A 24,147-nucleotide genomic window follows, 5' to 3' on the forward strand; every position below is an offset into this window, starting at 1 on the left:
CAAAAAAAGATCGGGTAGAATCCTTTTTTGCGCCTTAATGGTTTGAAACGACGAGGACAACGCTGCCTGTAGCGTAAAAAATTAAATCTTTGGTTAAAGTGCTTTATTTAGGCCTCTGTCTTTCAATAAATGTTTCATATCGGGTTCTTTACCTCTAAAAGCTTTGTAAAGGTCCATCGGCTCAATAGTGCCTCCTTTTTCAAGTACATTCTTACGGAAGGATTTAGCAACCTCGGGATTAAAGATATTTCCGCTTTCTTTGAAGGCAGCAAAAGCATCACTATCCAATACGGCAGACCAGATATAGCTATAATATCCGGCCGAATAACCGGAAGCAAAGATGTGTTGAAAATAAGTACTTCTATAACGGGGAGCGATTTGCCTGATCAATCCGTACTTGTTCATTTCTGCCGTTTCGAACTTTATAGCACCTATTTCTTTTCCAACCGGGATCGTATGAAAGCCCATATCCAGTAAGGAAGCAGCAAGATATTCCACAGTTTCAAAGCCCTGATTGAACTTCCCTGCATTTTTCATTTTTGTAATCAACTCCTGCGGTACAATTGCTCCGGTTTTATAGTGTTTTGCATAGAACTGAAGCACCTCTGGCTCAAAAGCAAAGTGCTCCATCACCTGCGATGGTAATTCCACAAAATCACGGGGAACGGAAGTACCGGCAAGGCTTCTGTATTTTACATTAGACAATAAGCCATGAAGGGCATGTCCCATTTCATGGTAAAATGTGGTTACTTCATCTGCTGTAAACAAAGCAGGTTCATCCCCATTCGGGCCTGAAAAGTTGCAAACAATAGAAACAACAGGAGCAACGCGTTTACCATCTTTATAAGATTGGGTGGCATAAGAAGTCATCCATGCCCCACCGCGCTTAGAACTACGGGTAAAGAAATCCATATAAATAACCCCAATATGTGTTCCGTCAGCTTCTTTTACCTGATAAGCTGTTACGTCCTTATGATAAACAGGAACGTCAGTCAGCGCGGTAAAAGTAATTCCATATAACTTATTCGCTACTTTGAAAAATCCTGCCTTCACATTTTCGAGCTGGAAATATGGTCTTAATTCTTCGGCATCGTAGTTGTATCTCTCCTTCCGGACTTTATCTGCATAATGAGACCAATCCCAAGCTTCTAATGTTTCATTCCGCCCCTCTTTGTCCATCATTTTCTGCATGTCTGCGGCTTCTTGCTTAGCCACCGGCAAAGCGGCATCCCAAAGGCCATTTAACAAGTCGTAAGCCTCCTTAGGAGATTTTGCCATACTTTCTTCCAAGACAAAATCTGCGTGGCTGTTATAGCCCAATAATCCGGCCTTTTCGGCACGTAAAGCAACCATCCTTGAAATGATCTTTTTATTATCATTTGCATCGTTGTTATTGCCTCTGTTGATATAGGCATGATACATCTTTTCTCTTAATGCACGATTCTCCGAATACTGTAAAAATGGCATTACGCTCGGTGTATGTAAAGTGAATCGCCATTTTCCGTCTTTTCCAGCTTGTTTGGCAGACTGAGCTGCGGCCGCTTTTACCTATTCCGGAAGTCCGGCAAGGTCAGCTTGCTGATCAATCAGCAACTCAAAACTGTTAACCTCCGCCAAAAGGTGTTGTCCAAAATTTAAGGTAAGCAGAGAAAATTCTTTATTGATTGCTCTCATTTTTACCTGTTGTGCTGCGTTGAGGTTTGCTCCGCTACGAACAAAGCCTTTATAGGTTTTATCCAGCAAACGCTTTTGTTCTACGTTCAGCTTTTGTCCCTCCCGCTTGTCGTATACCACCTTCACTCTTTTGAATAAATCTGCATTCAGGTAAATGTCGTCACTATGTTTGGACAGTTCAGGTGCCATTTGTTTGGATATGGCCTCAAGTTCAGGAGAAGTATTCGCGGAACTTAGGTTGAAAAATACCGTACTGACTTTGTTCAGTAGTTTTCCGCTTTCTTCCAGTGCAACGATAGTGTTCTGAAAAGTAGGGACAGAACGTTGTCTGTAAATTGCGGTAACAGCCTGCTGCTGTTGCTTCATTCCTTCCTGAAAGGCGGGAATAAAATCAGGGATTGTTATTTTGTCAAATGGAGGAACTCCATATGGAGTATTGTACGTTTCCATAAATGGATTCGTATTCTGGCCCATTACCGTTTTATCAGTAACCAGCAGCATTCCGCAAATTAAGATCATTGATGGGATTCCGTTTTTTAATTTCATTTTTCAGATCAGCTATATTGATTAATCACAAAAACCTCAGCTAAGCTGGGGTTTGGCAAATATAATTCTTTAGATCAGGCCTGGCCGTCTTTAAAAGTATCATTGTTGCAACAATATTAAGAAAAGCCCGCCTAAATGCAAGAAAAAATGAACATCAGAACCTTTTAATAAAAAACCAAAAAACTTGTAACGAATTCAGAAAGCGGCGACTAATTGAGTATAAAAATTAAAACCAACAAGACATGAAAACAATATTCACCATCACTGCCCTTGCATTAAGCAGCATCTTTACAACAAAAGCGACCGCACAAAACAAACCTCTGGAAAACTCTTTATTATGGGAAGTAACTGGAAAAGGACTAACAAAGCCCTCGTACATCTACGGAACAATTCATATGATCTGTGAAAATGATTTCAGAATTCCTGAAAAAGTAACCCATGCTTTTGCTAAAACAGAAAAGCTTATTTTCGAAATTGATTACAATGATCCTAATGAAATGGCGGATATGCAAAAAGCTGCTGTACCGGGAACATTATTGAGTAAGACCCTTAATGCAAGCCAATACGCCCAGGTAGACTCTATTCTGAAATTAAAAACAAAAATCCCATTAAAAGCACTGGACCAATACGGCCTTCTCACCGTTTATTCCGTCGCAATTTCAAAAACACTACCCTGTGCAACAACCAAATCATATGAAACTGAATTTACTAAATTAGCCAAACAGAAAAAGATAACAACAGGTGCATTGGAAACTACAGAAGCTCAAATGGAATACCTGAAAAAAGCCTATCCAGACTCCGTAATGGTTAAACACATTGTCTTATTTGATGATTACAAAACGATGTTTACAGCTGCTATAAAGGCCTATAAGGAGGAAAACATCACAGCGGTAGCAGAAAAAATGAACGATAAGAAATTCAGCAGCGAAGAAATTAACAGATGGGTTCTGGAAGCAAGAAACACAAACTGGGTGAAACAAATGCCGGAAATGATGAAAAAACAAGCTTCCTTCTTTGCGGTAGGCGCAGCACACTTACCTGGTAAAAAAGGCGTATTGGAGCTGTTAAAAGCGCTGGGATATACCGTTAAACCCGTAATGAATTAAGCTTTGAAAGCAAAGGAGAAAGCGTTTCTTGGGGAAATAGAAACCCATAAAGGAATTATTCATAAGATCTCCAGGATGTACATGGACAATGAAGATGACCAGAAAGATCTTTTTCAGGAAATCATCTGTCAGCTGTGGAAATCTTATGATTCCTTTAATCATCAAAGTAAGTTTTCCAGCTGGATGTACAGAGTTGCTTTAAATACGGCAATTGTATTTTTTAAGAAAGACAAACGCAAACAGGATGTCTACGCCAATATCCTCGCTGAAGAAATAGAAATCCCATCAGACGAAGCGGAAACAAAAGAAATACAACTGGCGCACTTTTATAAAGCACTTCAAAAACTAGACAAAATTGAGAAGGCATTGATGTTTTATTTCCTGGAGAACTATTCCCACAAAGAGATTGGAGAGAACCTGGGGATTACGGAAGGAAATGCGCGAGTAAAGCTCAACAGAGCAAAGAATAAACTAAAAGAACTTATAAAAAAACAAGGTTATGAATTTTGACGATATAAAATCAGCATGGAACAAAGAATCGGAACAACCGATTGAAGTACCAAAAACAATTGAAAGCCTGAAAAAAGCACAGATGCCACTGGACAAATTCAGGAAAAACATGAGGGGAGAAGCGATGTTCCAGGTTGTGGCTTTATTAGCGAGTGTCTTTATACCGGGTTATTTTAATCTCATCCCGGCATTAAGAGTTTCCTTTAATTGCACTTACATTATTTTTGTCATCACGACCGTATATTTCCTGCTCCGGTTTTACAGACTTTATAAAAAAATCGGACAATCTTCTTTAACCACGAAAGACAGCTTGTATGAATTAAATTATGATCTGAAGTCAAACTTGGAACTTTATAAAATGTTTAATTACATGCTCCTACCTGTCTTTCTGGTCTTTGGAGCTATAATTCTCGTTAATTTCAACTATGATTATTTTATGAAAGTAATTGTCAACGAGCCCGGTTATTTCTATCTCGTATTTGGGTTGACAGTACTGAGTATCTATATCATGATTCATTTCTTTGCCATCATCTGGCTAAATCAATATTATGGCAAATATGCAAAGGAAATAGAATCGCTCATCGCTGAGCTGAAAGAGGAACAAGAGGATTAACGCTGGTATTCATCCTAAAAATCAAATTTTAACCTCACACCTGTGCCAATAAGGTACAGGTTTTCCTGTTTAAGTTCCTTCATTGGTAGCTTTACAAATGGTTCAACGGAAAATGACTTACCTTTTGAGATCTTTTGTTTATACCCCACAGAGAAGTTATAAAACCCTAAGTAAGGGTCATTTTTAATTTCTTTTTTGGGTGCTTCCTCAGAAACCGTTCTGTTCAACACCATCGCTTTCGCAACTCCGCTCTCCCCATCATATGCCTGTGGTGCAACCTTGCTTTCAATAAAAGTATTCTGCTGCTTCTGATCAATAACAGCGAAAGCCGAGACACCTACATTCGCATACAATCTTTTACTCAAATGATACTTCAGCTCCAGGGGAATATCGATCCCACGTAACTGCGCATTGACCGCTTTCAGCTCTTTGCTCTCATTGGCAACCTCCCCCCCCACACTCATACTCATCATTGCCATATTAGGCGGATTTTCAATGGTTCTGGATGCACCCATTTCATTATAAGAAATACCTGAGTTAAGGGATACTTTATCCGACAGGGCGTAGCCCATACTTACGCCATACCCCATATTTAACTTTTTACTGTTTCCAAATGAAGGGGCAACAACAAGTCCCATTTCCCATTTACTTTCCCTTTTAGTAGTGGATTTATCCGTACTGGCGATTCGGTTTTGTTTGGTTTCGCCAATTAAGAAATCCTCGAAACTCTGTTTTTTTTCTAAAGCAGGCACCTGAGCAACAACCTGTTCATGAGGAACAACCTGCTCCGTTTTAGCACCAGGGGTTATAATAGGCTGTTTCGGTTCTATTTCGGCCATTGCAGAACGCGGCTCATTTGTGTTCAAATCTATTGCCGCCTGTCTGCGCTCTATGATATCACCAGCACGCGAAGTATGGTTATTTTCTGTAACTGAACTTGGTGTTTCTTCGTTTTGTCCGAAAGGAACAGCAGAGGTTACATCCGATACCTGAGGCAATACTGATCCATCTTTCTCCGGCTTAGTTCCGGTGATCTCCTGATTTTTTGGCAAATCTTTTTTATCGAGCACAAAGAACAACCCAAATCCAATTAACAGGACTGCCGCAGCACTACTTAGCCCGCCCAACCAGAAAAACAAACCTCTTTTCTTCGGTTCTTCTTTTATAAAGTCTTCCCATGCCCCCGGGGCATACTCCTCCTCATGAGCCATCAAACTCTCCCTGATGTGAGTAATTAACTCGTCTTCAGGCAATTTCATATGTTCATTAGGTTTCATCCTCGTTTCTTTATATTTATCTGGATCAGGTATTTATTCAATGCGTTTCTATATTATTTAATCTAGTTGGACTCATAAGAACTAATCAATGATTTCGAATAAAGCGTTCTCAATTTATTCTTTGCTCTGGTCAGATAGACCCGACTTGAGCTCTCCGGAATATTCAATAGTTTGGAGATTTCATCATGCGAGAAACCTTCAATTTCATACATATTAAAAATCAACTTGTGAGTTTCCGGCAATTGACTCAACAGTTTCATAATATCCTGCACATTGAGTTGAGAAATGGCGTTTAGTTCTGTAAGTGGCTGCTGCAAATCTTCTATATCTTCCACATATAGATAAGTCCGTTTGCTTCTTAGGAAATCGATCGCTGTACGCGAAGAGATTCTTGCAATCCACCCTTTAAAGGCTTTTTGTAAATCCGCCTTATCCTTTGGGAAACCAAATTGTCCTATACTTTTAAAAACCTTAATAAAGCTATCGTTAATCAACTCCTGAGCATCATTTTTATCATTAACGTATCTCAAAATAACGCCCATTAAATAGCCGTAAAATGATTTATAAACCACCTCTTTACATTTGTTGTCATTTTTCAAACACCCCGCTAAAACGTCCTCAAATTTGAGCATTCTTTTCTAACACCATTAAGGATTATTTAAGTTTACCGTCTCTGTACGACTAAAAACGAAGAGATTGAAAAAGAACATCAACCTCAGCATCTTCCAACACACTGTTTAACAGAGGAAATGTAAATTTAATCATTTCCATTATTCAAAGATTAAAAAAAGCCGGTTTCCTAAGAAACCGACCTGGGGGGGTATCTATTTCGCCATGTAGATGTTGGCTCCAAATTTCAATGGATCCGCATCTAACTTACCTTTATATCCTTTGGCATAAATGGTGTAAAGCTTTCCTTTCTCGAGCTTACTTCCAGGTACCGTTGCCAATACAGTTTTTGTAGCATTATCCTTAATCTCGAAAGCAACGTTATCTCCTGCTTCTATAGCTGCAAATGCTGTAGATTCTTTGTATGCTTTGTTGACAAACAAATCTGTTGTTTCTCCTTTAACCGACAGAATTAATGGAGCAGCATCAGGGCTTAGGTTAAGGAACCGAACCTTTGCTTTTGTCGTTGTTGCAGGGCTATCCAACTGATCAACAACCGTTAAAAAAGCTCTGTTAGCTCCTGTATCTATTAAAAAAGTAGTATAGTATTTATCTGACTGATAAACCTGATCTTTTGTCAACAGATAGTTTGTCTTCCCTCTTTCCACGATACCAATCCTCGCTAAACCCGGATAGAAAGCAACATAGTCAAACTTTGTCCCGAACTTGAAAGCATCTGCACTCCATCTCTGACCTCCAATAATAAAATCGAATTCTTTAATGGTTGGACTTGCATTTACAACAGACAACACCGTAGCTGCAATTGGTTTGGAATCATCTCTTTTAGAGCAGGCCGATAATGCTACCGAAATCGTCACTGCAGCAATAAAAGCTTTAGATATATTTTTTAGTTTGTTTGAAATTTCCATAATTAAAATTATTAAGATGTATAAATCGTTTAGTTATTGGCCGTTAACCATTTTCCTCCTAAAACGCAGCACTCGCTAAAAACGCTACAGTTCACATGAAATATTTTTTAGGATCGCAGATTTAAGAATTAAAATTTCATAAAAAACCCCGTTACATAAAAATGCAACGGGGTTTTCAGGAAAAAGGAAATACTTAAATAAGATTTACACTTCTACTCACAAAAGCTGTTAGTTCTGCTCCTGTCAGCATTCCTTGCGCCAATAAAGCCAAATCCACGGCTTGTTTTGCAAGCAGGCTTTGCTCTTCTTCATTGTCTGTTAAAAGAATCTTTCCAATCAGCTTATGGTTTCCATTGATGGCCACCTTATAATTATCAGGCATACTACCATAGAAGCCCATACCACCACCCATCTGAGCCATATCTTTCATGCGTCGCATAAATTCATCCATGGTTACTGTAACCGGTAATTCTTCCGGGTTTAACCCAACAACTTCTACCTGCATGCCAGGTTTAGTAATCGCCTTGGTAAAGATTTCTGTAACCTTTTTTGACTGCTCCTCTGTAAGCACAGATTCTATTGCCTCATCTTTTTCAATCAATTTATCCGCCACACTGGAGTCTACACGTTTCAATTGTGTTTTTTCCAGTTTGTTCTCTAATTGATTGATAAAATGGTTGTCAATAGGCGAGTTCATTAATAAGACATCATAATCTTTTTTATTGGCCGACTGAATAAAACTATCTTGTTTTGCAGGATCATTCGAGTAAATATAAACCACCTGTCCATTTTTATCGGTCTGGAAGTCTTTTACTTTATCGTGATACTCCTCTAAAGTAAAGTGTTCGTTTTTTGTATTGGTTAATAAGGCAAAGTCTTTCGCTTTATCATAAAACTTCTCTTCGCTTACCAGACCATATTTCACGAATAAACCGATGTCACTCCATTTCTCTTCATAAGCCTTACGGTCTTTGTTAAAGAGCTCCTGTAATTTATCCGCGACTTTCTTAGTGATGTAACTATTGATTTTTTTAACGTTACTATCTGCCTGAAGAAAACTTCTGGAAACGTTCAATGGGATATCCGGTGAGTCAATTACACCATGCAACAACATCAGGAATTCCGGAACGATGTCTTTTACTTCATCAGTAATAAATACCTGACGGGAGAACAACTTGATTTTATTGCGTTGCATGTCAAAATCGTTCTTCACTTTAGGGAAATACAATACTCCTGTTAAGTTGAAAGGATAATCGACATTCAGGTGAATCCAGAATAAAGGATCTTCCGAGAAAGGATACAGTTGTTTATAAAAGGCAAGGTAATCTTCGTCTGACAAATCTGCAGGTGCTTTCGTCCAGATCGGGTTGGTGGTGTTGATGATATTGTCGACCTCAACAGCTACTGTTTTTGGTTTTCCTTCTTCGTCTTCACCATCTGCAATTTGTTCTGTCTTCGTCCCAAATTTAATTGGTACCGGTAAGAACTTACCATATTTATCCAGAATCTCTTCCAGTTTATTTTTACTTAGAAACTCTTCTGATTCTGCATTGATGTGAAGGGTAATTTCAGTACCTCTGGTGGTTCTGTTACCCGTGCTGATTTCAAATTCAGTACTGCCATCGCATACCCAACGGGCAGGCTCCGCGCCTTCCTGATAAGAAAGGGTCTGGATTTCTACCAGGTCTGCTACCATAAAGGCAGAATAGAAGCCTAAACCAAATTTACCAATGATTTCATTGGCGTCTTTAGCATCCTTAAATTTCTCTACAAACTCACTTGCTCCCGAGAAAGCCACCTGATTGATGTATTTTTTGATCTCCTCAGCAGTCATCCCCAAACCATTATCTGTAATGGTAATGGTCTTTTTCTCTGCATCAACAGCAACTTCTACCAATGGGTTACCCAGCTCTCCGTTGTATTGTCCCAATGCGGCAAGACGTTTAATCTTTTGTACCGCATCAACGGCATTTGAAACCAGCTCGCGCAGGAAAATTTCATTGTCTGAATACAGGAATTTTTTGATGATCGGGAAAATATTCTCCGTGTGAATGGAAATGGTTCCTTTTTCTTCTATGCTCATATGTTAACTCATTTTTAAGTACATAACGATCCTATCAATGCCTATTCCAATTCAACATTGTTGTCAAATTGACAGTTCGGCTTCCAATTTCAGCCTTGATGTCGACTAAACAAAATCTTTGCGTATACTTGAATATCCTATGATTAAACATTATCTACCTTATGAATGCAACACATTACGATAAACTAAAAGAAGAGGACTTTATTTCAGACGCATCTATTGAAAATATACGAATAAGGGAGCAAAACCCCTTGTTTTCTTTACATTGGGAACTAAAAACCTTATTGTATCTGGGCGTTATGTTATTGAGCACCGGATTAGGCATTCTTATCTATAAGAATATTGATACCATTGGCCATCAGGTGATTCTGGCCATCATCGCAGCGATCAGCATTGGTTGTTTCGCTTATTGCCTTAAGCATCGTGCCCCATTTAGCAGGGAAAGGGTAAAATCTCCAAATTCACTTTTTGATTACCTGCTGCTCCTTGGTTGCCTTAGCTTTTTAACTTTTGTAGGCTATCTACAGTTTCAGTATACCGTTTTCGGCACCAACTATGGAATGGCAACTTTTATTCCGATGTTGCTTTTATTTTTTGTCGCCTATGAGTTTGACCACCTTGGAATTCTCAGTATGGGAATTGCCAACCTCGCGATATGGATGGGGGTATCGGTTACTCCCGCTCAACTACTTTCCAGTGGGAACTTTGACAATGAAACGGTGATTTATACTTACCTGATTCTGGGTTTAATCCTTTTGCTGGCAGGACAGTTGTCAGAATATTTCAATTTCAAAAAACATTTTAGATTTAGTTATCTGCATTTCGGAATCCATATTTCGTTCGTCTCTTTATTGTTTGGCTACTTTAACCATTATTCATCGTCATTATCATTTATATGGCTTCTGGTGCTCTTTGTCTTAGCCTTTTACCTGTATACAGATGCGAGGAAACATAAATCATTCTACTTTTTGTTACTCGTAGTTCTTTATAGCTATATCGCCTTTAGCATCATTATGGTGAGGGGCTTCATTGCAATTAATGATATTGGAGCAATATACTTGTGCTGCCTGTATTTTATTGGTTCTGCCATTGCGCTGATCCGTCTGTTAATCTATTTAAACAAGCAAATTAAAGCCTCATGATCATTTATAACAAAACCTGGCTAAAGAATTTAGATTTGCAGAACCAGTTAAAAAGAGCACAGCGTTTAGGAGACATTACTGCTGAGGAACTAAAACACATGGAGGAAAAGTATCCGGTCGGCTTTTACACACCCAATATTTTCGTCAGGGCCGGTCTTTTTATCCTAACCCAAATCATTACCAGTTTTGCGGGAGGACTGCTCAGCCTGATTCTGAGCAGTATGGATGAGCTGATTACTTCACCGGGCTACTGGTTATTTTTAGGTCTCATCAGTTATATCGCGCTGGAGTTAATCGTTCGACGGATGCATCATTTCAGATCCGGCGTAGACGATGCATTAATGTGGACGGCCGCCGGATTAATCCTTTCTGCTTTTATTGGTTACCTCACGATAGCTCAGCGAAACGGCCTTTCTGCCCCATTTGAAAGTTACCTTTTTGGCTTCACGTTGGTATTAGCTGGCTATTTTACCCTCCGTTTCGCAGATATGCTAATGGCTGTCGTATCCTTCCTTTCTTTAATTTTCTTCCTATTCTTTAGCCGCGAACTCTTTGGAGTCTATGCTGCAGCGATTCTTCCTTTTCTGATCATCCTGGTCTCTGCCGGAGTTTATTTTCTTTGTATTTACTGGAAAAAGTATAAAGACTATGAAAACTGTCTTACAGCGCTGCGGGTCTTCTGCCTTCTCATCGGGTATGCGGCAGGCAATTACTTTGTAGTCAAAGAAATGGGAGGTATGATCAACCAACCTTTGCAGGAAGGAGAGGGACTTCCTCTCGGCTGGTTCTTCTGGACCTGGACAATTGCCCTTCCTTTTGTATATATCGCCCTGGGCCTTAAACGAAAAGAGGTGATTTTATTACGTTCAGGCCTGATTCTGGTTGCCGCAGCAGCGTTTACCTTTAGAAATTATTACCATATTATGCCAATTGAGGGCGCTTTATCCATTGTTGGAGCAGCATTGCTGGCGATCTCTTATGGAGTAATTCATTACCTAAAAACGCCAAAGAAAGGCTTCACCTATGAAGAACTTGATGATGATCAGCTACTGGATAAGATTAAAGTAGAGTCTCTTATTGTCGGCGAAACCTTTTCTGGCCCTGCTTCGGCGCCTGAGGGGAGCCGAATGGGTGGAGGAAGTTTTGGAGGCGGAGGATCAAGTGCTGACTTCTAGCAGGAAAATAAATCTCCTTAGTTATTTAGAATAGTTCCAAATAGTTTGTTTCTTTGTAAAAAAAACTTACATGAAACAACCTTTTTATACCCTATCCTTAATATCTGCATTTCTTTTTGTCGGCTTCCACGCTATAGCTCAGAATCCAAAGACAGAAAAAAATCTTGATGCCAAGTCAAAAACTACTTTCTATAGCTTAGAGTCCGGAAAAATTGTCAAAGAGACAGAAAAATGGGACCTGGCTTTTAACAATACGGCGATTAAAATCAACAGTAAACAAAACGTTTCTGCACAGATTTTAAGTAATACGACCTTTGAGAAGGTGACTAAAGCCCCGGAAAACGGCTATAAAAAGGACAGCCAAAGCAGCAGCGCCATCCCAACAGGATCGGGCAACGGATGGTACAATTATGATATGGCGACCCATGCACTCAGTCCTATTCCAGGCAGGGTTATTATCGTCAAAACTGCTTCAGGAAAACATATTAAACTGGAAATTCTAAGTTATTATTTTGATGAAGAAGATTATAATGAGACCGGTTTTTATACATTTAAATATGCAGCAGTTAAATAAGCTTCTAAAACCAACTTATTGATACCAAATATTATCTTACAGAAGCTTATTTCTTGCGTATCTTTGCTCCTTGATGGAATACAATGTTCACACCTTGCCGAATGGCATTCGATTACTTCATGTCCCTTCTGCATCCGCGATCTCTCATGCCTGCATTATTGTAAATAGCGGGTCCAGAGATGAACAGGAAGAGAAATCCGGTCTGGCTCATTTTATTGAGCACCTGATCTTTAAACGCACAGAAAAAAGAAATACTAACCAGATCTTAAACAGACTGGAAAGTGTTGGCGCAGACCTTAATGCCTATACGACTAAGGAGTATACCTGCATTCACGCTTCTTTCCTGAACCCTTATCTGGACAGGACATTGGAATTGTTTCATGATATTGTCTTTCATTCGACCTTTCCTGAGGACGAAATGGAGAAGGAAAAGAGTGTAATTCTTGATGAGATTACGTCCTACCTCGACCAACCGGAAGAAGCGATATATGATGATTTTGAAGATCTTGTTTTTGCGGGTCATCCACTCGGCAGAAATATACTTGGAAGCGCAGAAAGCGTCAATAAAATCGATAAGAAAGACATTCATGATTTCATCGCGGAAAATTACCATACAGACAAAATCATTATCGCCGTTTTAGGGAACTATTCCTTGAATAAAGTCATTAAGATCGGGGCTAAATATTATTCTGAAATACCAGAGAACCTACACAAAAATTCAAGGATTGCACCGGAAAAGGCTCCTGTAGTAACCCATTCTTTCCAGAAACCGATCATGCAGGCGCATGCCATGTTAGGCGCTCAGGCTTATTCTTTGCACCATCCCTATAAGACAGGATTGCTATTGCTCAATAATCTGTTGGGCGGCACCGGAATGAGCTCTATTTTGAATCTGCAGATCCGGGAGAAGCATGGAATCGCTTATACGATTGAAACCGGCTATAGCCCCCTGAGTGATACAGGCATTTTTACTTTATATTTCGGTACAGATCAGGAAAAAGTAGATAAAGCGCTTTCTTTGATCTTCAAAGAGTTTAAAAAGATTAAAGATCATCCCCTAACAGAGGTTCAGCTTCAAAAATCGAAGAATAAATTTATCGGACAGATCGCTCTGGGTGAAGAAAATAGAATCGGACTGATCATATCCATGGCTAAAAGCCTGATAGACTATAACAAAATTGACGACCTCAAAACTGTATTTAATAAAATTCAGGCAGTAACGACCACTGATATGGCTAATATTGCCAATGAAATATTAGATGAAAGTAATCTTACTTCCTTAACTTTTTACCCTTTAGGGTAATATTTGTATTTTTGCACTATGAAATTACCCATTGTAGCATACGGTGATCCGGTATTGAAAAAGGTTTGTGCTCCTATTGAGCAGGACTATCCGGATTTAAAACAATTAATCAGTAACATGTTCGAAACCATGTATAATGCTCATGGAATTGGTTTAGCCGCTCCTCAGATTGGATTGCCGATCCGATTATTCATTGTGGATACCGGCGTGGATGAAGAGGAGAAGAAAGGCTTTAAAAGTGCTTTCATCAATGCGGAAATCCTGGAAGAAACAGGCGAACCCTGGGCTTTCAATGAAGGATGCCTCAGCATTCCCGATATCAGAGAAGACGTATTTCGTAAACCCAATATCCTCATCAGGTATTATGACGAAAACTGGGAGCTGCATGAAGAAAAAATTAACGGCATATTGGCCCGCGTGATCCAACATGAATACGATCATATTCAGGGTAAACTGTTTACAGAAACTTTAAGCTTATTGCGTAAAAGAATGTTGAAAAGCAAGCTGGACGCGATTTCTAAAGGAAATGTAAAGGTAGATTATAAAATGCGTTTCCCACAGCAGAGCAGAAGGCGTTAATTCCCTTCGCTCCTGCTTTTATCTCCTTTGAATATGGATTGCATCAACTTACCCCATGCAAATGGGTTTAAAAGCGGGTTGGTTTGCACCATATTCTTGTTTAAGGCCCGATCATGATTTAGTCTGAAATTAATCCCGGAAATCTCCCCTGCATCCCTCGGAAGGGTTTGAATCAATCCTGAAATACTCTCCTGAGATACGTTTCTGATGGCGATAGAAAAATCATCATCAGCAATTTTCATCGCCATAAAGTCCCGCGTAAACTCCTCTACAGTAGCCCAGGGATATACCCTGACGGTAGGTAGGTTTACTATCTCTGATTTCAATTTCACCATTGCGGTATATTTACTATCATCGATTTGAGTAGGGATAGGCAGAAGTAAGTCCCGGTATCCGACAGCCGTATAAAGGATGGTATCGCCAGGATGGGCAATAAAGGAAAAATATCCTTTATAGTTGGCGGCATACCGTTGCCCTTTATTCGTCAAGTTGGTTACCGTTACATAAGGCACCACAGTATTACTGTCTACATCGGTGATTATTCCGGTAAACTGAATCAACTTCTTACTTCCCGTAGTTTGCTGTGCAAACGCAGAAGAAATGAAAAGAAGCAATAATAAGGTGAGTGAATACTTCATATACAAAAATAGCGGTATTAATTAAACCGGCTAGTTAAATAGTGTTAAAACAATTATACCGGCTCTGCGAGGTTAATCGCAACGACCGAAGTAATCTGTGGAACAGCCTTCATAATCGCCTGCTCAATGCCCGCTTTCATCGTCATAAAGCTCATTTTGCAAGACCCGCAGTTTCCTAATAATTTCAATTTAACTACATTATCCGCCGTAATCTCTTCTATTGCAACATCTCCACCATCAGCGATTAAATATGGTCTGATCGTTTCCAATGCCTGCTCTACTTGTTGTGTTAAATCCATTTTGGTAATTTTTTAAAGTATAAAAATAGTAATTTTTTAGCAATTAACACTCAGCGAGTTATTAATTGCGACTTGTTGTGCGACCTTGCCCGCAATCTCCGTAAAAGAAGCGGATATCCTGCTTTCTTTATTCAATGCAATTGGCGCACCTTTATCACCAGCTTCGGTAATTCCCTGAACGATTGGAATTTCCCCTAAGAAAGGTACCTCAAATGACTTTGCCAGTTCCTTCCCACCATCTTTTCCAAAAATATAATATTTATTTTCAGGTAATTCTTCTGGAGTAAAATAAGCCATATTCTCGATCACTCCTAATACAGGAATATTAATACTTGGCATTTTAAACATCGCCAGTCCTTTTCTGGTATCCGCAAGGGCTACCTGTTGGGGTGTCGTTACAATTACAGCCCCTGCGATCGGGAAACTCTGGGTGATGGTGATGTGAATGTCTCCTGTTCCCGGAGGAAGATCTACAATCAGGTAATCCAATTCTCCCCAGTCGGCATCATTGAACAATTGTTTAACCGCGTTAGAAGCCATTGGTCCGCGCCATGGTACTGGCTGGTCCGGATCTGCAAAAAAGCCTAAAGACAAAAGCTTAATGCCGTATTTTTCAATAGGAAGGATTAGCGTTTTCCCATCCGCAGTCTCTCTTGCACTTGGCTTAGCACCTACAAGATCAAACATCGTAGGAACTGAAGGCCCATAAATATCTGCGTCGATCAGCCCCACCTTTGCGCCATCGGCAGCCAGGGCAATGGCAAGGTTACTTGCTACTGTTGACTTTCCTACACCACCTTTTCCTGAAGAAACCAGCAAAATATTGCGAATATCTTTCAATTGGTTAATGTCCATAGGTTTGGTTACCCTGGAAGTAATATTGATTTCTATTTCGGCCTCCTGACTTACGAAATGCTTTACGGCATTAAAACATGCATTTTTCAGCATATCTTTCATCGGGCAGGCTGGAGTGGTGAGTTCTAAGGTGAAACTCACGTTCTTATCTTCTATTTTCAAATCCTTGATCATGTTCAAAGTCACCAGATCTTTTTTAAGATCAGGGTCTTCAACATTTCTCAGAGCGGCTAGAACTTGTTCTGGACTAATTATCATTAGCCAAAAATAACAAAAGACGGCCACAATTAATTGACTTTAGGCTTTTTAAGTGTAATTTTAACACGAAATAAACATTTGCGTTTAACGTTTAGCAATTATTATCTATTTTACAGCATGCATCTTCCAAAAATTAACATCCCTAAAAAATACCTGAAAATTGGCGCGTGGGTGTTAGGGGTTTTTCTATTGCTTTCTGTTGTTCTTGGCTCTATAGCCTATAGCAAAAGAGAGGCGTTATTAAAAACAATGATGGCCAAAGCAATTGCGAAAGCCGACAAAGACTATGGTCTGGACATTAAAATCGGAGAATCCGGATTCAGTGGATTGAGCACCGTCCACATGAAAAACATTTCTGTAGTCCCAAAAGACCGCGATACCCTTTCTACCATTGATGATTTTACTGTTGGCGTAAAGCTTTTTCCCCTGATCTTCGGAAACGTTAAACTCTCCGAGATCATCCTGAATAAGGGAACACTGAATGTCGTATTCAAAGATTCTTTAAGCAATCTGGACTTTTTTCTGAAACGGAAAAAGAAAAACACAGAAAAGAAAACCAAATCAGACCTTGCCGATATTGCACACAACCTTCTGAATCAGGTTTTATATAAAATCCCTGACAATATGGAAATAAAAGACCTTATGCTTCAGGTCAATGATAATGATACCGCAAAGCTGAAGTTCTTAACTACAACAGCTACGATAAATGATGGCGAACTGCAATCCAATATCGTAGTGAACGACAATGCTGCAACATGGCATGTAAATGGAACGGTAAAACCGGGAAGAAGACAACTTGATGTCATGCTCTTTGCGGATCATAAAAAAGTAGAGCTGCCCTACCTGGAACATAAACTCAAAGCGAAATTCAGCTTTGACACCGTCAGGACAGAAATGAAAAGCGCAGACTACAGTGGGGATGATTTCAAAATAAAGGGATCATGGTCTGTTAAAAATCTGATGGTCAACCATCCAAAAATAGCGTCCAATGACATTGTCATTTCAGATGCAAAAATTGATGCAGATATGCTTATCGGGCCTAATTATGTAGCCTTGGATAGCTCATCTACTGTCTTTCTTAAAAAAGCAACCCTTCATCCATATGTAAAATATACCTTATCCCCGAACAAGATTTATGAACTGAAAATTCAGGCTCCGGAACAAGACGCCCAGGAAGTTCTGAATGCTTTCCCACAAGGATTATTTGAATCATTGGACGGCTTAAAGGTAAGCGGAAAAGTAAAATACGACCTTAACTTTTACCTGGACAGTTCTATTCCGGATAGCGTTCGCTTCAATTCCGGACTAACCCCAAGTAATTTCAAGATCCTTAAATGGGGGAAAACAAACCTTCAAAAGATCAATAAAGACTTTGTCTATACCCCTTACGAGAGAGGAAAGCCAATGCGTGATATCCTTATCGGCCCTTCCAATCCAAACTTCACCCCGCTATCGGGTGTATCCAGTAATTTCAAAAATGCGATATTAACCTCTGAGGATCCATCCTTCTTTACCCATAAAGGATTCGTACAGGAATCTATCCGTAAATCTTTTGCTGTAAATTTCAAGGAGAAGAAATTTGTCAGGGGAGGAAGTACCATCTCCATGCAACTGGTAAAAAACATCTTCCTCAGCAGACAGAAAACACTGGCCAGAAAGGCAGAAGAAATTCTTATAGTATGGCTGATTGAAAACAATCGCCTGATCAGTAAAAACAGAATGTTGGAAGTTTATTTCAACATCATAGAGATGGGACAAAATATTTATGGAATCGGTGAAGCCACAAGGTATTATTTTGGAAAAAGACCTTCAGACCTCAACATCGGTGAGGGAATTTTTCTCGCAAATATTGTTCCCCGACCAAAAATTGCACTTTATAAATTTAGAGGGGACGGGGGTCTAAAAGACTATCTGTACCCTTATTTCAAGTACATTGGAAACATTATGGCTAAGCGTGGCCTGACGCCTCCCGACAGTAGCGGCTATGGTTTTTACAATGTCCAATTGAGAGCAGGTCTTAGACAATACCTGTTACCAGACTCAACTACCGTTGATACAACGGCATTTGACAACGAAGATCCCTTGCCAGCGATAGAAACACATGACGAGTCAAAAAGTCTGTTCGATCGCATCTTTGGTGGAGGGGCTAAAAAAGATACCGCTTCCAGACCTGCTGTAAAAACAGATAGCCTTCAAAAAACAAAAAAGCAACTCAGACAGGAGCGAAGAGAGCAGCGAAGGAAAGAAAAAGAATTAGAAAAGCAGCTGGAACAATCAAAAGAGAATCCTTAGTTGTTAGTATAAACGAATATGAACACGATTAAAATAGAAGACAAGGAATTCGAAATACTACTCGAAAACGACAACATTGCAAAACGAACCCGATTGATTGGAATTCAGATCAATGTGGATTACGAAGATAGATGCCCTATTTTTATCGGAGTCTTAAATGGGAGTTTCCTATTTATGGCAGACCTGGTAAAAGAGATTACAGTACCTTGCGAAATGGCCTTTATCCGGGTTTCCTCTTATCAGGATACCCAAAGTACCGGAGAAATTAAAGAAGTATTTGGTCTCCCTGCCAATCTGAAAGACAGAGATATCATTCTTGTTGAAGATATTGTTGATACTGGTTTTACACTAGGATATATCCTGAAGGAAGTTTATAAACAACAACCGGCATCCGTGAAGGTTTGTTCGCTCCTGCTAAAGCCAGAAGCATTAAAAGCACCCATAGAGGAGTTGGAATATGTTGGCTTTGAAGTTGCAAATGAGTTTGTTGTTGGCTATGGTTTGGATTATAACGGACTGGGCAGAAATCTCAACCATATCTATAAGGCTAAAACTGTTGCATCCCCTTTACCTTAATGTTATAATTTTTTCTCACTTTTGCAGAAAAGAAACAAATACCCTAATCAACAATGACGATACATAAAGAAGGTTACACCACCATCGCAATATCATTACTTTTCATCTTTATATTGAATGCTATTATTGACTATAGATTTGCAGATATAACATGGTTAAGATGGTTTGTTTATATTTTCTCAGCTGTTTTATTTCTCATCGTTTTACAGTTTTTCAGAAACCCAAGCAGACAGTTCACGATGGCAGACAATAAAGTAATTTGCCCTGCAGATGGTAAAGTTGTGGTAATTGAAGAAACTGAAGAAGGAGAGTATTTTAAAGACAAAAGAATTCAGGTTTCGATATTCATGTCGCCCGTTAATGTACACATCAATAGAAATCCGATTTCAGGAGTGGTAAAGTTTTTCAAATACCATCCTGGTAAATACCTTGCAGCATGGAACCCAAAATCCTCTACTGAGAACGAAAGGACAACAGTAGTTGTAGAGCATGCTAACGGAACACCTGTGTTGTTCAGACAAATTGCAGGTGCGCTTGCCAGACGTATTGTATGGTATGTAAAAGAAGGTGATGTAGTGCAACAAAACAAAGAGTTTGGCTTCATTAAATTTGGCTCCAGAGTAGATATCTTTTTGCCATTGGGCACTAAGGTTAACTTAGAACTAGATCAGGTCGTAAAAGGCGGAATTACCGTCTTGGCGGAATTAAGCTAAGCAAGATCATATTTAAAAGCCGGTGTTTCTAAGGGACCCCGGCTTTTTTATGCTTTATTGATTGGCTGACATTGGAAATTAAGGGTTAAACTCTCCTAAAAAAGAGCATTGCTGCTCAAAGGCTGAAATCTTTTGCGCTGAAAGGCGCAAAATTTTCCAGGCCTTTTCATAGAACGCCTCTTTTTTGAGGAAATTAAGTTCCACGACCCATCGGACAAAACCATTCCAGTAGCTTAGACTTAACAAATGATGAATTAGGTCCCGACATATAGCACGCTTTGCAATTGGTTATCAAGCCCTTAGCAGGCTATACAGGGCGATTTACAGGAATAGAGCAATATTAAAAAAAGACCGCTGTTCTTTGAAGACATTCGAAGATTTGCCCTTCAGCAAAGATTCGGGGATGAAAAGAATTGCGGTCTTTTTTAATTCAGAATTTCATTTAACCTGCACTTGTAGCAGCAGCAACAGAAGGTTCCTCTCCTACGACACGTTGTGTTGGATAGGCAAAGTCAGAGCCATGCTCCTGAACAATGCTGATCAACTGAAAATTAATCTCTTCTTTAACCCTGATATACTCACTATGTGGCATTTGTACCACCAGATACACCACCTGGATATTTAAAGCCGAATCGCCAAAATTATCAAAAACAGCAAAACCATCCGTTGTTTTAGGATGTTCCGTTAATAAAGTATTAATAGCGGTTACGATCTCTTTTATGGCTGTAGTAGGGGTTTCATAAGTGATTCCAATGAAGAAGTTTACCCTTCTGAAATCTCTTTTGGTTACATTTTCCAGTACGCCATCGATCATTGCCCTATTGGGTATAACAATCGTTGTTTTATCGGGGCTAATTAGCCTGGTACTTCTAAAACCAACCTTATCAATAGTCCCTTCTACTCCATCAACCTTTACCACATCCCCAACCGTAAAAGGTTTGTCAAGGAAAATAGTAAAAGAACCAATCAGATTTTCGAGACTTTCTTTTGCAGCCAGGGCGATCGCAATACCACCAATCCCTAAACCTGTAATTAACGTTAAGACATTGATTTCGAAAACATAACCGAGCAATACAAAAAAGCCAAAGAAACAGATAATGGTCTTGGCGAGTTCCTTCAAAAAAGGTACGAGCTGATCATCTGCACGATCCGCTGTAAGAGAGGCTTTAAACTTCAGTACATGAGCAATAAAATCAATAATTCTCAGTATGATCCAAAAAACAGAAAGAATAATAAGAAAGAGAAAGACCTTATCTATAGCCTGCCCAAGGGTGACATGTACTGTTTCTTTCGTTTTTTCTATCTGCTTAGCATATCCAAATAACACCAGATTTAAGGGGTGCTTTAGTTGGTTAATGGCCAGATAGTAGGAACACAGACTAATGAAGAAAGCGATCGGCTGCAGCAACAGCGCAACAAAAGTATCATCCTTAACTGCGGAGGCAAATTTCTTAAACAAGCGAAATAACAGCAGACTCAGCAGACGTGATATGATTTTCTTAAATAATGCACCAAATAGAAGGATTCCCGCAAAAAGACAATAATCTTTAATGGTGTTTCCCCAGAATATCTGTTCAAAAAACGGACTATCCATCTTATATCAATTGTTTTAATGCGATTTCAAAGGCAGTTTTAGACAATTCTTTCTTTGCTGCAGATTGTTTATGAATGTTTACCATCGCATTGTAAATGATATTAGAGGCATCAGTAAAAATCGCATCATCACTCATTTCTACATTTCTTTGCATCAGATAGGCAAAAACCCTCGCCATTCCACAGTTGGAAATAAAATCAGGGATTACTGCAACATGGCTATCAGCATGCTCCATTATACTTCCAAAGAAGATCTCTTTGTCTGCAAAAGGAACGTTTGCACCGCAGGCAATTACTTCCAGGCCACCAGAGATCATCTGATCCACTTCCGACTGCTGAACAAGACGGGAAGCCGCAGCTGGAACAAAAATTTCAGCTCCAATGTTCCAAATTTCTTTACTGGCTTGTTCAAATGGGATAAGATCTGGAGAGACCAATGTATTTTTCTCTCTTTTATTAAACAAATCAACGATTTCGTCCAGTGTAAATCCTTCTTTCTTTATTAATCCACCCACACGGTCAATAATTCCTACAACTTTTACACCGTGCTGAGCAAGATAATAGCCTGCCGCGGCGGCAACATTACCCCAACCTTGAATAATCGCCTTTTTTCCGGCAATTTCACCACCCCAGATGTGATAGAAATGCCTGATAGATTCTGCTACACCATATCCGGTGATCATATCAGCTACTTTATATTTTCTTTTGATATCAGGCGTATAATTCAGGTCCTCTAAAACCTTAGAAACGCCGTAGCGTAATTGACCAATTTGATGAATCCTTTCATTTTCTCTAGCCTGATAGTGCCCGTTGATTACACCTTCCTGAGGGTGCCAAAGTCCATAATTTTCGGTGATTGGGATCACCTCATGGATTTCATCAATATTCAAATCTCCTCCTGTACCATAATAGCTTTTTAACAAAGGTATTACCGCTTTATACCATCTATCCAGGACTTCTTTTTTTCTTGGATCTGCAGGATCAAAGTTAATTCCCGATTTAGCACCTCCTATAGGAGGGCCTGAAACAGTAAATTTCACTTCCATTGTTTTTGCCAAAGATTCGACTTCTCTTTTATCTAGCCCTTTACGCATCCGGGTTCCACCACCCGCTGCCCCGCCACGGAGAGAGTTGATCACGACCCAGCCTTCGGCTTCTGATTCTTTATCTTTCCACTCAAAAACAATTTCGGGTCTCTTCTCTTCGAATTTTTTTAACAGGTCTTTCATTGAATATATGGTTTTTTATTTCTTACAGATTCCCAAAGGTACTCAAGCCTGAGAACATTTAACATCCACCATACCGACAATTTTTCGCCCTTAATGCTACGAAAATATACAAACAAAAAAACCTCCCCGATAACATCGGGAAGGCCATTATGCTTTTTCTAAAGAGATTAAACTCTTTTAGATTTGATACGAGCTGCTTTACCAGTCAATTCACGTAGGTAGAATAGTTTCGCTCTGCGAACTTTACCGTGGCTATTAACCTCTATTTTAGCGATATTAGGCGAATTGATAGGGAATATACGTTCCACACCAATACCATTAGACATTTTACGAACAGTAAACGTTTCATTAGCACCTACACTATTACGTTGTAATACTACACCTTGGTAAATTTGAATACGTTCTTTATTACCTTCGCGAATTTTATAGTGAACACTCACTGTATCTCCTGATTTGAATGCAGGAAACTCATTTTTTGCGATTACCTGCTCTTCAACAAATTTTACTAAATCCATGATTTTAAGCTATTAAGCCGACTTTTTGTTGTTTAAAATCGGACTGCAATATTAGGAAAATTATTTTATAAATAAAAGCGTTTTTGATTTTTTTCCACATTCTTTAACATTTCCACAATCAGGAGCTCGGAAAAGGCCTTTTCGAGCTAAAATTTATTTTATCTTCGGATTGAGGGTCTGTCGTTTTGTGTTTTATTTTTGGTCTTCTTCCTGACGGCAAGCCTCTTCCCTGATTAAGGTATCAAGACTTTTCAATTCTATGGGGTAGTTTGCCAGCTCACCAGCCTTCATTCCAAACACACCCTCCAATAACCTTACCGTTGCATACGGAATATCCGCTTTTCCATTAACCGGAAGCTTACGGTAGTTGTGAAAAGTATTAAAAGCGATCTTTAGATGCTTCGGAATCACTCTACTGGCGGCCTTATAGTTTTTAAGGTTCAATTTATTCATCTCTTCTTCAATCTTGTACTTCCTTGGTTCTTCCATAATTTTTAACTGGTTTTGCAATTTTCGTTTACAAATGGTCTTTTGTTGACATACAATACAAAATATTTCTTACAAAATAATATTCATAATACAATTATATACATAAGCGCCATATATACATAATTTATTTCCAATTAATACATTTTATGCCGCTTTAGGAATATTATTAACCTGAAATCGGGTCTTAACAAGCTGACGACCTCCCTTCTCCCAGAACCGAGGCCTCAGATTGAAATAAATCCTTTAGTTTTTTTACGGAAATCACATTGTTAATTAGCTCACCTGACCGCATGTCAAAAAGCTGCTCAAACATCACGACTTTTTCATATGGAATATCCTGAGTGCTATTCCATAAAATATTACGATAATTATGAAAAGTATTTAGTGAAACTCCCAAAATTTTGGGAATAATTTGTACTGCTAATCGGTACTCTTTAACATTGAGCTGATTTAAATAATCATTGATTTTGTACTTTTTAGGGTCTTCAGTCATAACCTTTTATGAAAAATATTATTAAATGTGTATGTTTATCAAAATTATGACAAATAGTACATAATTTTTTAGAACTA

25 protein-coding genes are annotated in these 24,147 nt (G+C 39.1%); 11 read left to right on the forward strand and 14 right to left on the reverse strand.

All coding sequences use genetic code 11. The annotated features are described in order from the left end of the window. Window positions 1-93 precede the first annotated feature (93 nt). Window positions 94-1,467: a M3 family metallopeptidase gene (locus tag AAFF35_RS28955; RefSeq protein WP_342329918.1), complete on the reverse strand. Its 1,374-nt coding sequence runs from the start codon at window positions 1,465-1,467 to the stop codon at window positions 94-96. A gap of 81 nt (window positions 1,468-1,548) precedes the next feature. Further along, complete coding sequence (locus tag AAFF35_RS28960; protein ID WP_342329919.1) at window positions 1,549-2,220, reverse strand: hypothetical protein; 672 nt, start codon at window positions 2,218-2,220, stop codon at window positions 1,549-1,551. A gap of 242 nt (window positions 2,221-2,462) precedes the next feature. On the opposite strand from AAFF35_RS28960, the gene AAFF35_RS28965 reads away from it, so the two are divergent. The 3 genes from AAFF35_RS28965 to AAFF35_RS28975 are packed head-to-tail and all read left to right on the forward strand — an operon-like array spanning window position 2,463 to window position 4,449. Further along, window positions 2,463-3,326: a TraB/GumN family protein gene (locus tag AAFF35_RS28965; protein ID WP_342329920.1), complete on the forward strand. Its 864-nt coding sequence runs from the start codon at window positions 2,463-2,465 to the stop codon at window positions 3,324-3,326. 3 nt (window positions 3,327-3,329) lie between these two features. After that, window positions 3,330-3,836 (forward strand): sigma-70 family RNA polymerase sigma factor, encoded by a 507-nt coding sequence (locus tag AAFF35_RS28970; RefSeq protein WP_342329921.1) that lies wholly within the window; start codon window positions 3,330-3,332, stop codon window positions 3,834-3,836. After that, window positions 3,826-4,449: a hypothetical protein gene (locus AAFF35_RS28975; RefSeq protein WP_342329922.1), complete on the forward strand. Its 624-nt coding sequence runs from the start codon at window positions 3,826-3,828 to the stop codon at window positions 4,447-4,449. Before AAFF35_RS28970 ends, AAFF35_RS28975 begins: the two co-directional genes overlap by 11 nt. A 14-nt stretch (window positions 4,450-4,463) precedes the next feature. On the opposite strand, the gene AAFF35_RS28980 is transcribed toward AAFF35_RS28975, so the two are convergent. The 4 genes from AAFF35_RS28980 to htpG form a co-directional block, all read right to left on the reverse strand. Continuing rightward, entirely contained in the window at window positions 4,464-5,726 is a 1,263-nt protein-coding gene (locus AAFF35_RS28980) for a hypothetical protein (RefSeq protein ID WP_342329923.1), read from the reverse strand. A 62-nt stretch (window positions 5,727-5,788) separates the two neighbouring features. Beyond that, window positions 5,789-6,358 (reverse strand): RNA polymerase sigma factor, encoded by a 570-nt coding sequence (locus AAFF35_RS28985; protein ID WP_342329924.1) that lies wholly within the window; start codon window positions 6,356-6,358, stop codon window positions 5,789-5,791. Between the two features lie 192 nt (window positions 6,359-6,550). Further along, entirely contained in the window at window positions 6,551-7,264 is a 714-nt protein-coding gene (locus AAFF35_RS28990) for a DUF4397 domain-containing protein (protein ID WP_342329925.1), read from the reverse strand. Between the two features lie 193 nt (window positions 7,265-7,457). Further along, window positions 7,458-9,347, reverse strand: coding sequence for a molecular chaperone HtpG (gene htpG / locus AAFF35_RS28995; protein ID WP_342329926.1), 1,890 nt, complete (start codon window positions 9,345-9,347; stop codon window positions 7,458-7,460). Between the two features lie 161 nt (window positions 9,348-9,508). Here htpG and AAFF35_RS29000 point away from each other — a divergent pair, with 161 nt between their 5' ends. From AAFF35_RS29000 to def, 5 genes are all read left to right on the forward strand, one after another. Next, on the forward strand, window positions 9,509-10,489 hold the full coding sequence (locus tag AAFF35_RS29000) for a DUF2157 domain-containing protein (RefSeq protein WP_342329927.1): 981 nt from the start codon (window positions 9,509-9,511) through the stop codon (window positions 10,487-10,489). Beyond that, on the forward strand, window positions 10,486-11,664 hold the full coding sequence (locus AAFF35_RS29005; RefSeq protein WP_342329928.1) for a hypothetical protein: 1,179 nt from the start codon (window positions 10,486-10,488) through the stop codon (window positions 11,662-11,664). The genes AAFF35_RS29000 and AAFF35_RS29005 overlap by 4 nt, the downstream gene beginning before the upstream one ends. Window positions 11,665-11,734: 70 nt before the next feature. Continuing rightward, window positions 11,735-12,238: an HmuY family protein gene (locus AAFF35_RS29010; RefSeq protein ID WP_342329929.1), complete on the forward strand. Its 504-nt coding sequence runs from the start codon at window positions 11,735-11,737 to the stop codon at window positions 12,236-12,238. 73 nt (window positions 12,239-12,311) lie between these two features. Further along, complete coding sequence (locus AAFF35_RS29015; protein ID WP_342329930.1) at window positions 12,312-13,541, forward strand: pitrilysin family protein; 1,230 nt, start codon at window positions 12,312-12,314, stop codon at window positions 13,539-13,541. Between the two features lie 18 nt (window positions 13,542-13,559). Next, complete coding sequence (gene def / locus AAFF35_RS29020; protein WP_342329931.1) at window positions 13,560-14,120, forward strand: peptide deformylase; 561 nt, start codon at window positions 13,560-13,562, stop codon at window positions 14,118-14,120. Here def and AAFF35_RS29025 read toward each other — a convergent pair. Genes AAFF35_RS29025 through AAFF35_RS29035 form a run of 3 tightly spaced genes read right to left on the reverse strand, consistent with a single transcriptional unit; the run spans window position 14,117 to window position 16,170 of the window. Continuing rightward, window positions 14,117-14,758 (reverse strand): hypothetical protein, encoded by a 642-nt coding sequence (locus tag AAFF35_RS29025; protein ID WP_124586204.1) that lies wholly within the window; start codon window positions 14,756-14,758, stop codon window positions 14,117-14,119. The two genes, def and AAFF35_RS29025, sit on opposite strands and share 4 nt — an antisense overlap. A 53-nt stretch (window positions 14,759-14,811) precedes the next feature. Then, a complete protein-coding gene (locus tag AAFF35_RS29030; RefSeq protein ID WP_069378271.1) occupies window positions 14,812-15,057 on the reverse strand; it encodes a NifU family protein in 246 nt (81 codons plus the stop codon). 36 nt (window positions 15,058-15,093) lie between these two features. Next, the gene (locus AAFF35_RS29035; protein ID WP_342329932.1) at window positions 15,094-16,170 is read right to left on the reverse strand and encodes an Mrp/NBP35 family ATP-binding protein; all 1,077 of its coding nucleotides are present in this window, start codon (window positions 16,168-16,170) and stop codon (window positions 15,094-15,096) included. Window positions 16,171-16,287: 117 nt separating this feature from the next. Here AAFF35_RS29035 and AAFF35_RS29040 point away from each other — a divergent pair, with 117 nt between their 5' ends. From AAFF35_RS29040 to AAFF35_RS29050, 3 genes are read left to right on the forward strand one after another with little or no spacing between them, the layout of a single operon-like run. Beyond that, on the forward strand, window positions 16,288-18,462 hold the full coding sequence (locus AAFF35_RS29040; RefSeq protein ID WP_342329933.1) for a biosynthetic peptidoglycan transglycosylase: 2,175 nt from the start codon (window positions 16,288-16,290) through the stop codon (window positions 18,460-18,462). Between the two features lie 18 nt (window positions 18,463-18,480). Then, complete coding sequence (hpt, locus tag AAFF35_RS29045; protein WP_342329934.1) at window positions 18,481-19,038, forward strand: hypoxanthine phosphoribosyltransferase; 558 nt, start codon at window positions 18,481-18,483, stop codon at window positions 19,036-19,038. Between the two features lie 53 nt (window positions 19,039-19,091). Beyond that, complete coding sequence (locus AAFF35_RS29050; RefSeq protein ID WP_342329935.1) at window positions 19,092-19,751, forward strand: phosphatidylserine decarboxylase family protein; 660 nt, start codon at window positions 19,092-19,094, stop codon at window positions 19,749-19,751. A 442-nt stretch (window positions 19,752-20,193) separates the two neighbouring features. Here AAFF35_RS29050 and AAFF35_RS29055 read toward each other — a convergent pair whose 3' ends face one another. The 5 genes from AAFF35_RS29055 to AAFF35_RS29075 all read right to left on the reverse strand — a co-directional run bounded on the left by AAFF35_RS29055 (window position 20,194) and on the right by AAFF35_RS29075 (window position 24,070). Then, window positions 20,194-21,345 (reverse strand): mechanosensitive ion channel family protein, encoded by a 1,152-nt coding sequence (locus tag AAFF35_RS29055; RefSeq protein WP_342329936.1) that lies wholly within the window; start codon window positions 21,343-21,345, stop codon window positions 20,194-20,196. A 1-nt stretch (window position 21,346) separates the two neighbouring features. After that, window positions 21,347-22,573: a Glu/Leu/Phe/Val dehydrogenase dimerization domain-containing protein gene (locus AAFF35_RS29060; protein ID WP_342329937.1), complete on the reverse strand. Its 1,227-nt coding sequence runs from the start codon at window positions 22,571-22,573 to the stop codon at window positions 21,347-21,349. A 167-nt stretch (window positions 22,574-22,740) separates the two neighbouring features. Beyond that, window positions 22,741-23,088: a 50S ribosomal protein L19 gene (gene rplS, locus AAFF35_RS29065; protein WP_342329938.1), complete on the reverse strand. Its 348-nt coding sequence runs from the start codon at window positions 23,086-23,088 to the stop codon at window positions 22,741-22,743. Between the two features lie 192 nt (window positions 23,089-23,280). Then, window positions 23,281-23,577, reverse strand: coding sequence for a hypothetical protein (locus AAFF35_RS29070; RefSeq protein ID WP_342329940.1), 297 nt, complete (start codon window positions 23,575-23,577; stop codon window positions 23,281-23,283). A gap of 184 nt (window positions 23,578-23,761) precedes the next feature. After that, window positions 23,762-24,070 carry a hypothetical protein gene (locus tag AAFF35_RS29075; protein WP_342329941.1) on the reverse strand — a complete coding sequence of 103 codons (309 nt, stop codon included), beginning with the start codon at window positions 24,068-24,070 and terminating at the stop codon, window positions 23,762-23,764. Between the last annotated feature and the right edge of the window lie 77 nt (window positions 24,071-24,147).

Source organism: Pedobacter sp. FW305-3-2-15-E-R2A2, assembly GCF_038446955.1.
GTDB lineage: Bacteria > Bacteroidota > Bacteroidia > Sphingobacteriales > Sphingobacteriaceae > Pedobacter.

What these genes read in the sequence shown, in the direction of transcription:
- AAFF35_RS28955 (WP_342329918.1), bottom strand. Translation starts at nt 1,467, where the DNA reads ATGCCATTTTTACAGTATTCGGAGAATCGTGCATTAAGAGAAAAGATG.
- AAFF35_RS28960 (WP_342329919.1), bottom strand. Translation starts at nt 2,220, where the DNA reads ATGAAATTAAAAAACGGAATCCCATCAATGATCTTAATTTGCGGAATG.
- AAFF35_RS28965 (WP_342329920.1), top strand. Translation starts at nt 2,463, where the DNA reads ATGAAAACAATATTCACCATCACTGCCCTTGCATTAAGCAGCATCTTT.
- AAFF35_RS28975 (WP_342329922.1), top strand. Translation starts at nt 3,826, where the DNA reads ATGAATTTTGACGATATAAAATCAGCATGGAACAAAGAATCGGAACAA.
- AAFF35_RS28980 (WP_342329923.1), bottom strand. Translation starts at nt 5,726, where the DNA reads ATGAAACCTAATGAACATATGAAATTGCCTGAAGACGAGTTAATTACT.
- AAFF35_RS28985 (WP_342329924.1), bottom strand. Translation starts at nt 6,358, where the DNA reads ATGCTCAAATTTGAGGACGTTTTAGCGGGGTGTTTGAAAAATGACAAC.
- AAFF35_RS28990 (WP_342329925.1), bottom strand. Translation starts at nt 7,264, where the DNA reads ATGGAAATTTCAAACAAACTAAAAAATATATCTAAAGCTTTTATTGCT.
- htpG (WP_342329926.1), bottom strand. Translation starts at nt 9,347, where the DNA reads ATGAGCATAGAAGAAAAAGGAACCATTTCCATTCACACGGAGAATATT.
- AAFF35_RS29000 (WP_342329927.1), top strand. Translation starts at nt 9,509, where the DNA reads ATGAATGCAACACATTACGATAAACTAAAAGAAGAGGACTTTATTTCA.
- AAFF35_RS29005 (WP_342329928.1), top strand. Translation starts at nt 10,486, where the DNA reads ATGATCATTTATAACAAAACCTGGCTAAAGAATTTAGATTTGCAGAAC.
- AAFF35_RS29010 (WP_342329929.1), top strand. Translation starts at nt 11,735, where the DNA reads ATGAAACAACCTTTTTATACCCTATCCTTAATATCTGCATTTCTTTTT.
- AAFF35_RS29015 (WP_342329930.1), top strand. Translation starts at nt 12,312, where the DNA reads ATGGAATACAATGTTCACACCTTGCCGAATGGCATTCGATTACTTCAT.
- def (WP_342329931.1), top strand. Translation starts at nt 13,560, where the DNA reads ATGAAATTACCCATTGTAGCATACGGTGATCCGGTATTGAAAAAGGTT.
- AAFF35_RS29025 (WP_124586204.1), bottom strand. Translation starts at nt 14,758, where the DNA reads ATGAAGTATTCACTCACCTTATTATTGCTTCTTTTCATTTCTTCTGCG.
- AAFF35_RS29030 (WP_069378271.1), bottom strand. Translation starts at nt 15,057, where the DNA reads ATGGATTTAACACAACAAGTAGAGCAGGCATTGGAAACGATCAGACCA.
- AAFF35_RS29035 (WP_342329932.1), bottom strand. Translation starts at nt 16,170, where the DNA reads ATGATAATTAGTCCAGAACAAGTTCTAGCCGCTCTGAGAAATGTTGAA.
- AAFF35_RS29040 (WP_342329933.1), top strand. Translation starts at nt 16,288, where the DNA reads ATGCATCTTCCAAAAATTAACATCCCTAAAAAATACCTGAAAATTGGC.
- hpt (WP_342329934.1), top strand. Translation starts at nt 18,481, where the DNA reads ATGAACACGATTAAAATAGAAGACAAGGAATTCGAAATACTACTCGAA.
- AAFF35_RS29050 (WP_342329935.1), top strand. Translation starts at nt 19,092, where the DNA reads ATGACGATACATAAAGAAGGTTACACCACCATCGCAATATCATTACTT.
- AAFF35_RS29055 (WP_342329936.1), bottom strand. Translation starts at nt 21,345, where the DNA reads ATGGATAGTCCGTTTTTTGAACAGATATTCTGGGGAAACACCATTAAA.
- AAFF35_RS29060 (WP_342329937.1), bottom strand. Translation starts at nt 22,573, where the DNA reads ATGAAAGACCTGTTAAAAAAATTCGAAGAGAAGAGACCCGAAATTGTT.
- rplS (WP_342329938.1), bottom strand. Translation starts at nt 23,088, where the DNA reads ATGGATTTAGTAAAATTTGTTGAAGAGCAGGTAATCGCAAAAAATGAG.
- AAFF35_RS29070 (WP_342329940.1), bottom strand. Translation starts at nt 23,577, where the DNA reads ATGGAAGAACCAAGGAAGTACAAGATTGAAGAAGAGATGAATAAATTG.
- AAFF35_RS29075 (WP_342329941.1), bottom strand. Translation starts at nt 24,070, where the DNA reads ATGACTGAAGACCCTAAAAAGTACAAAATCAATGATTATTTAAATCAG.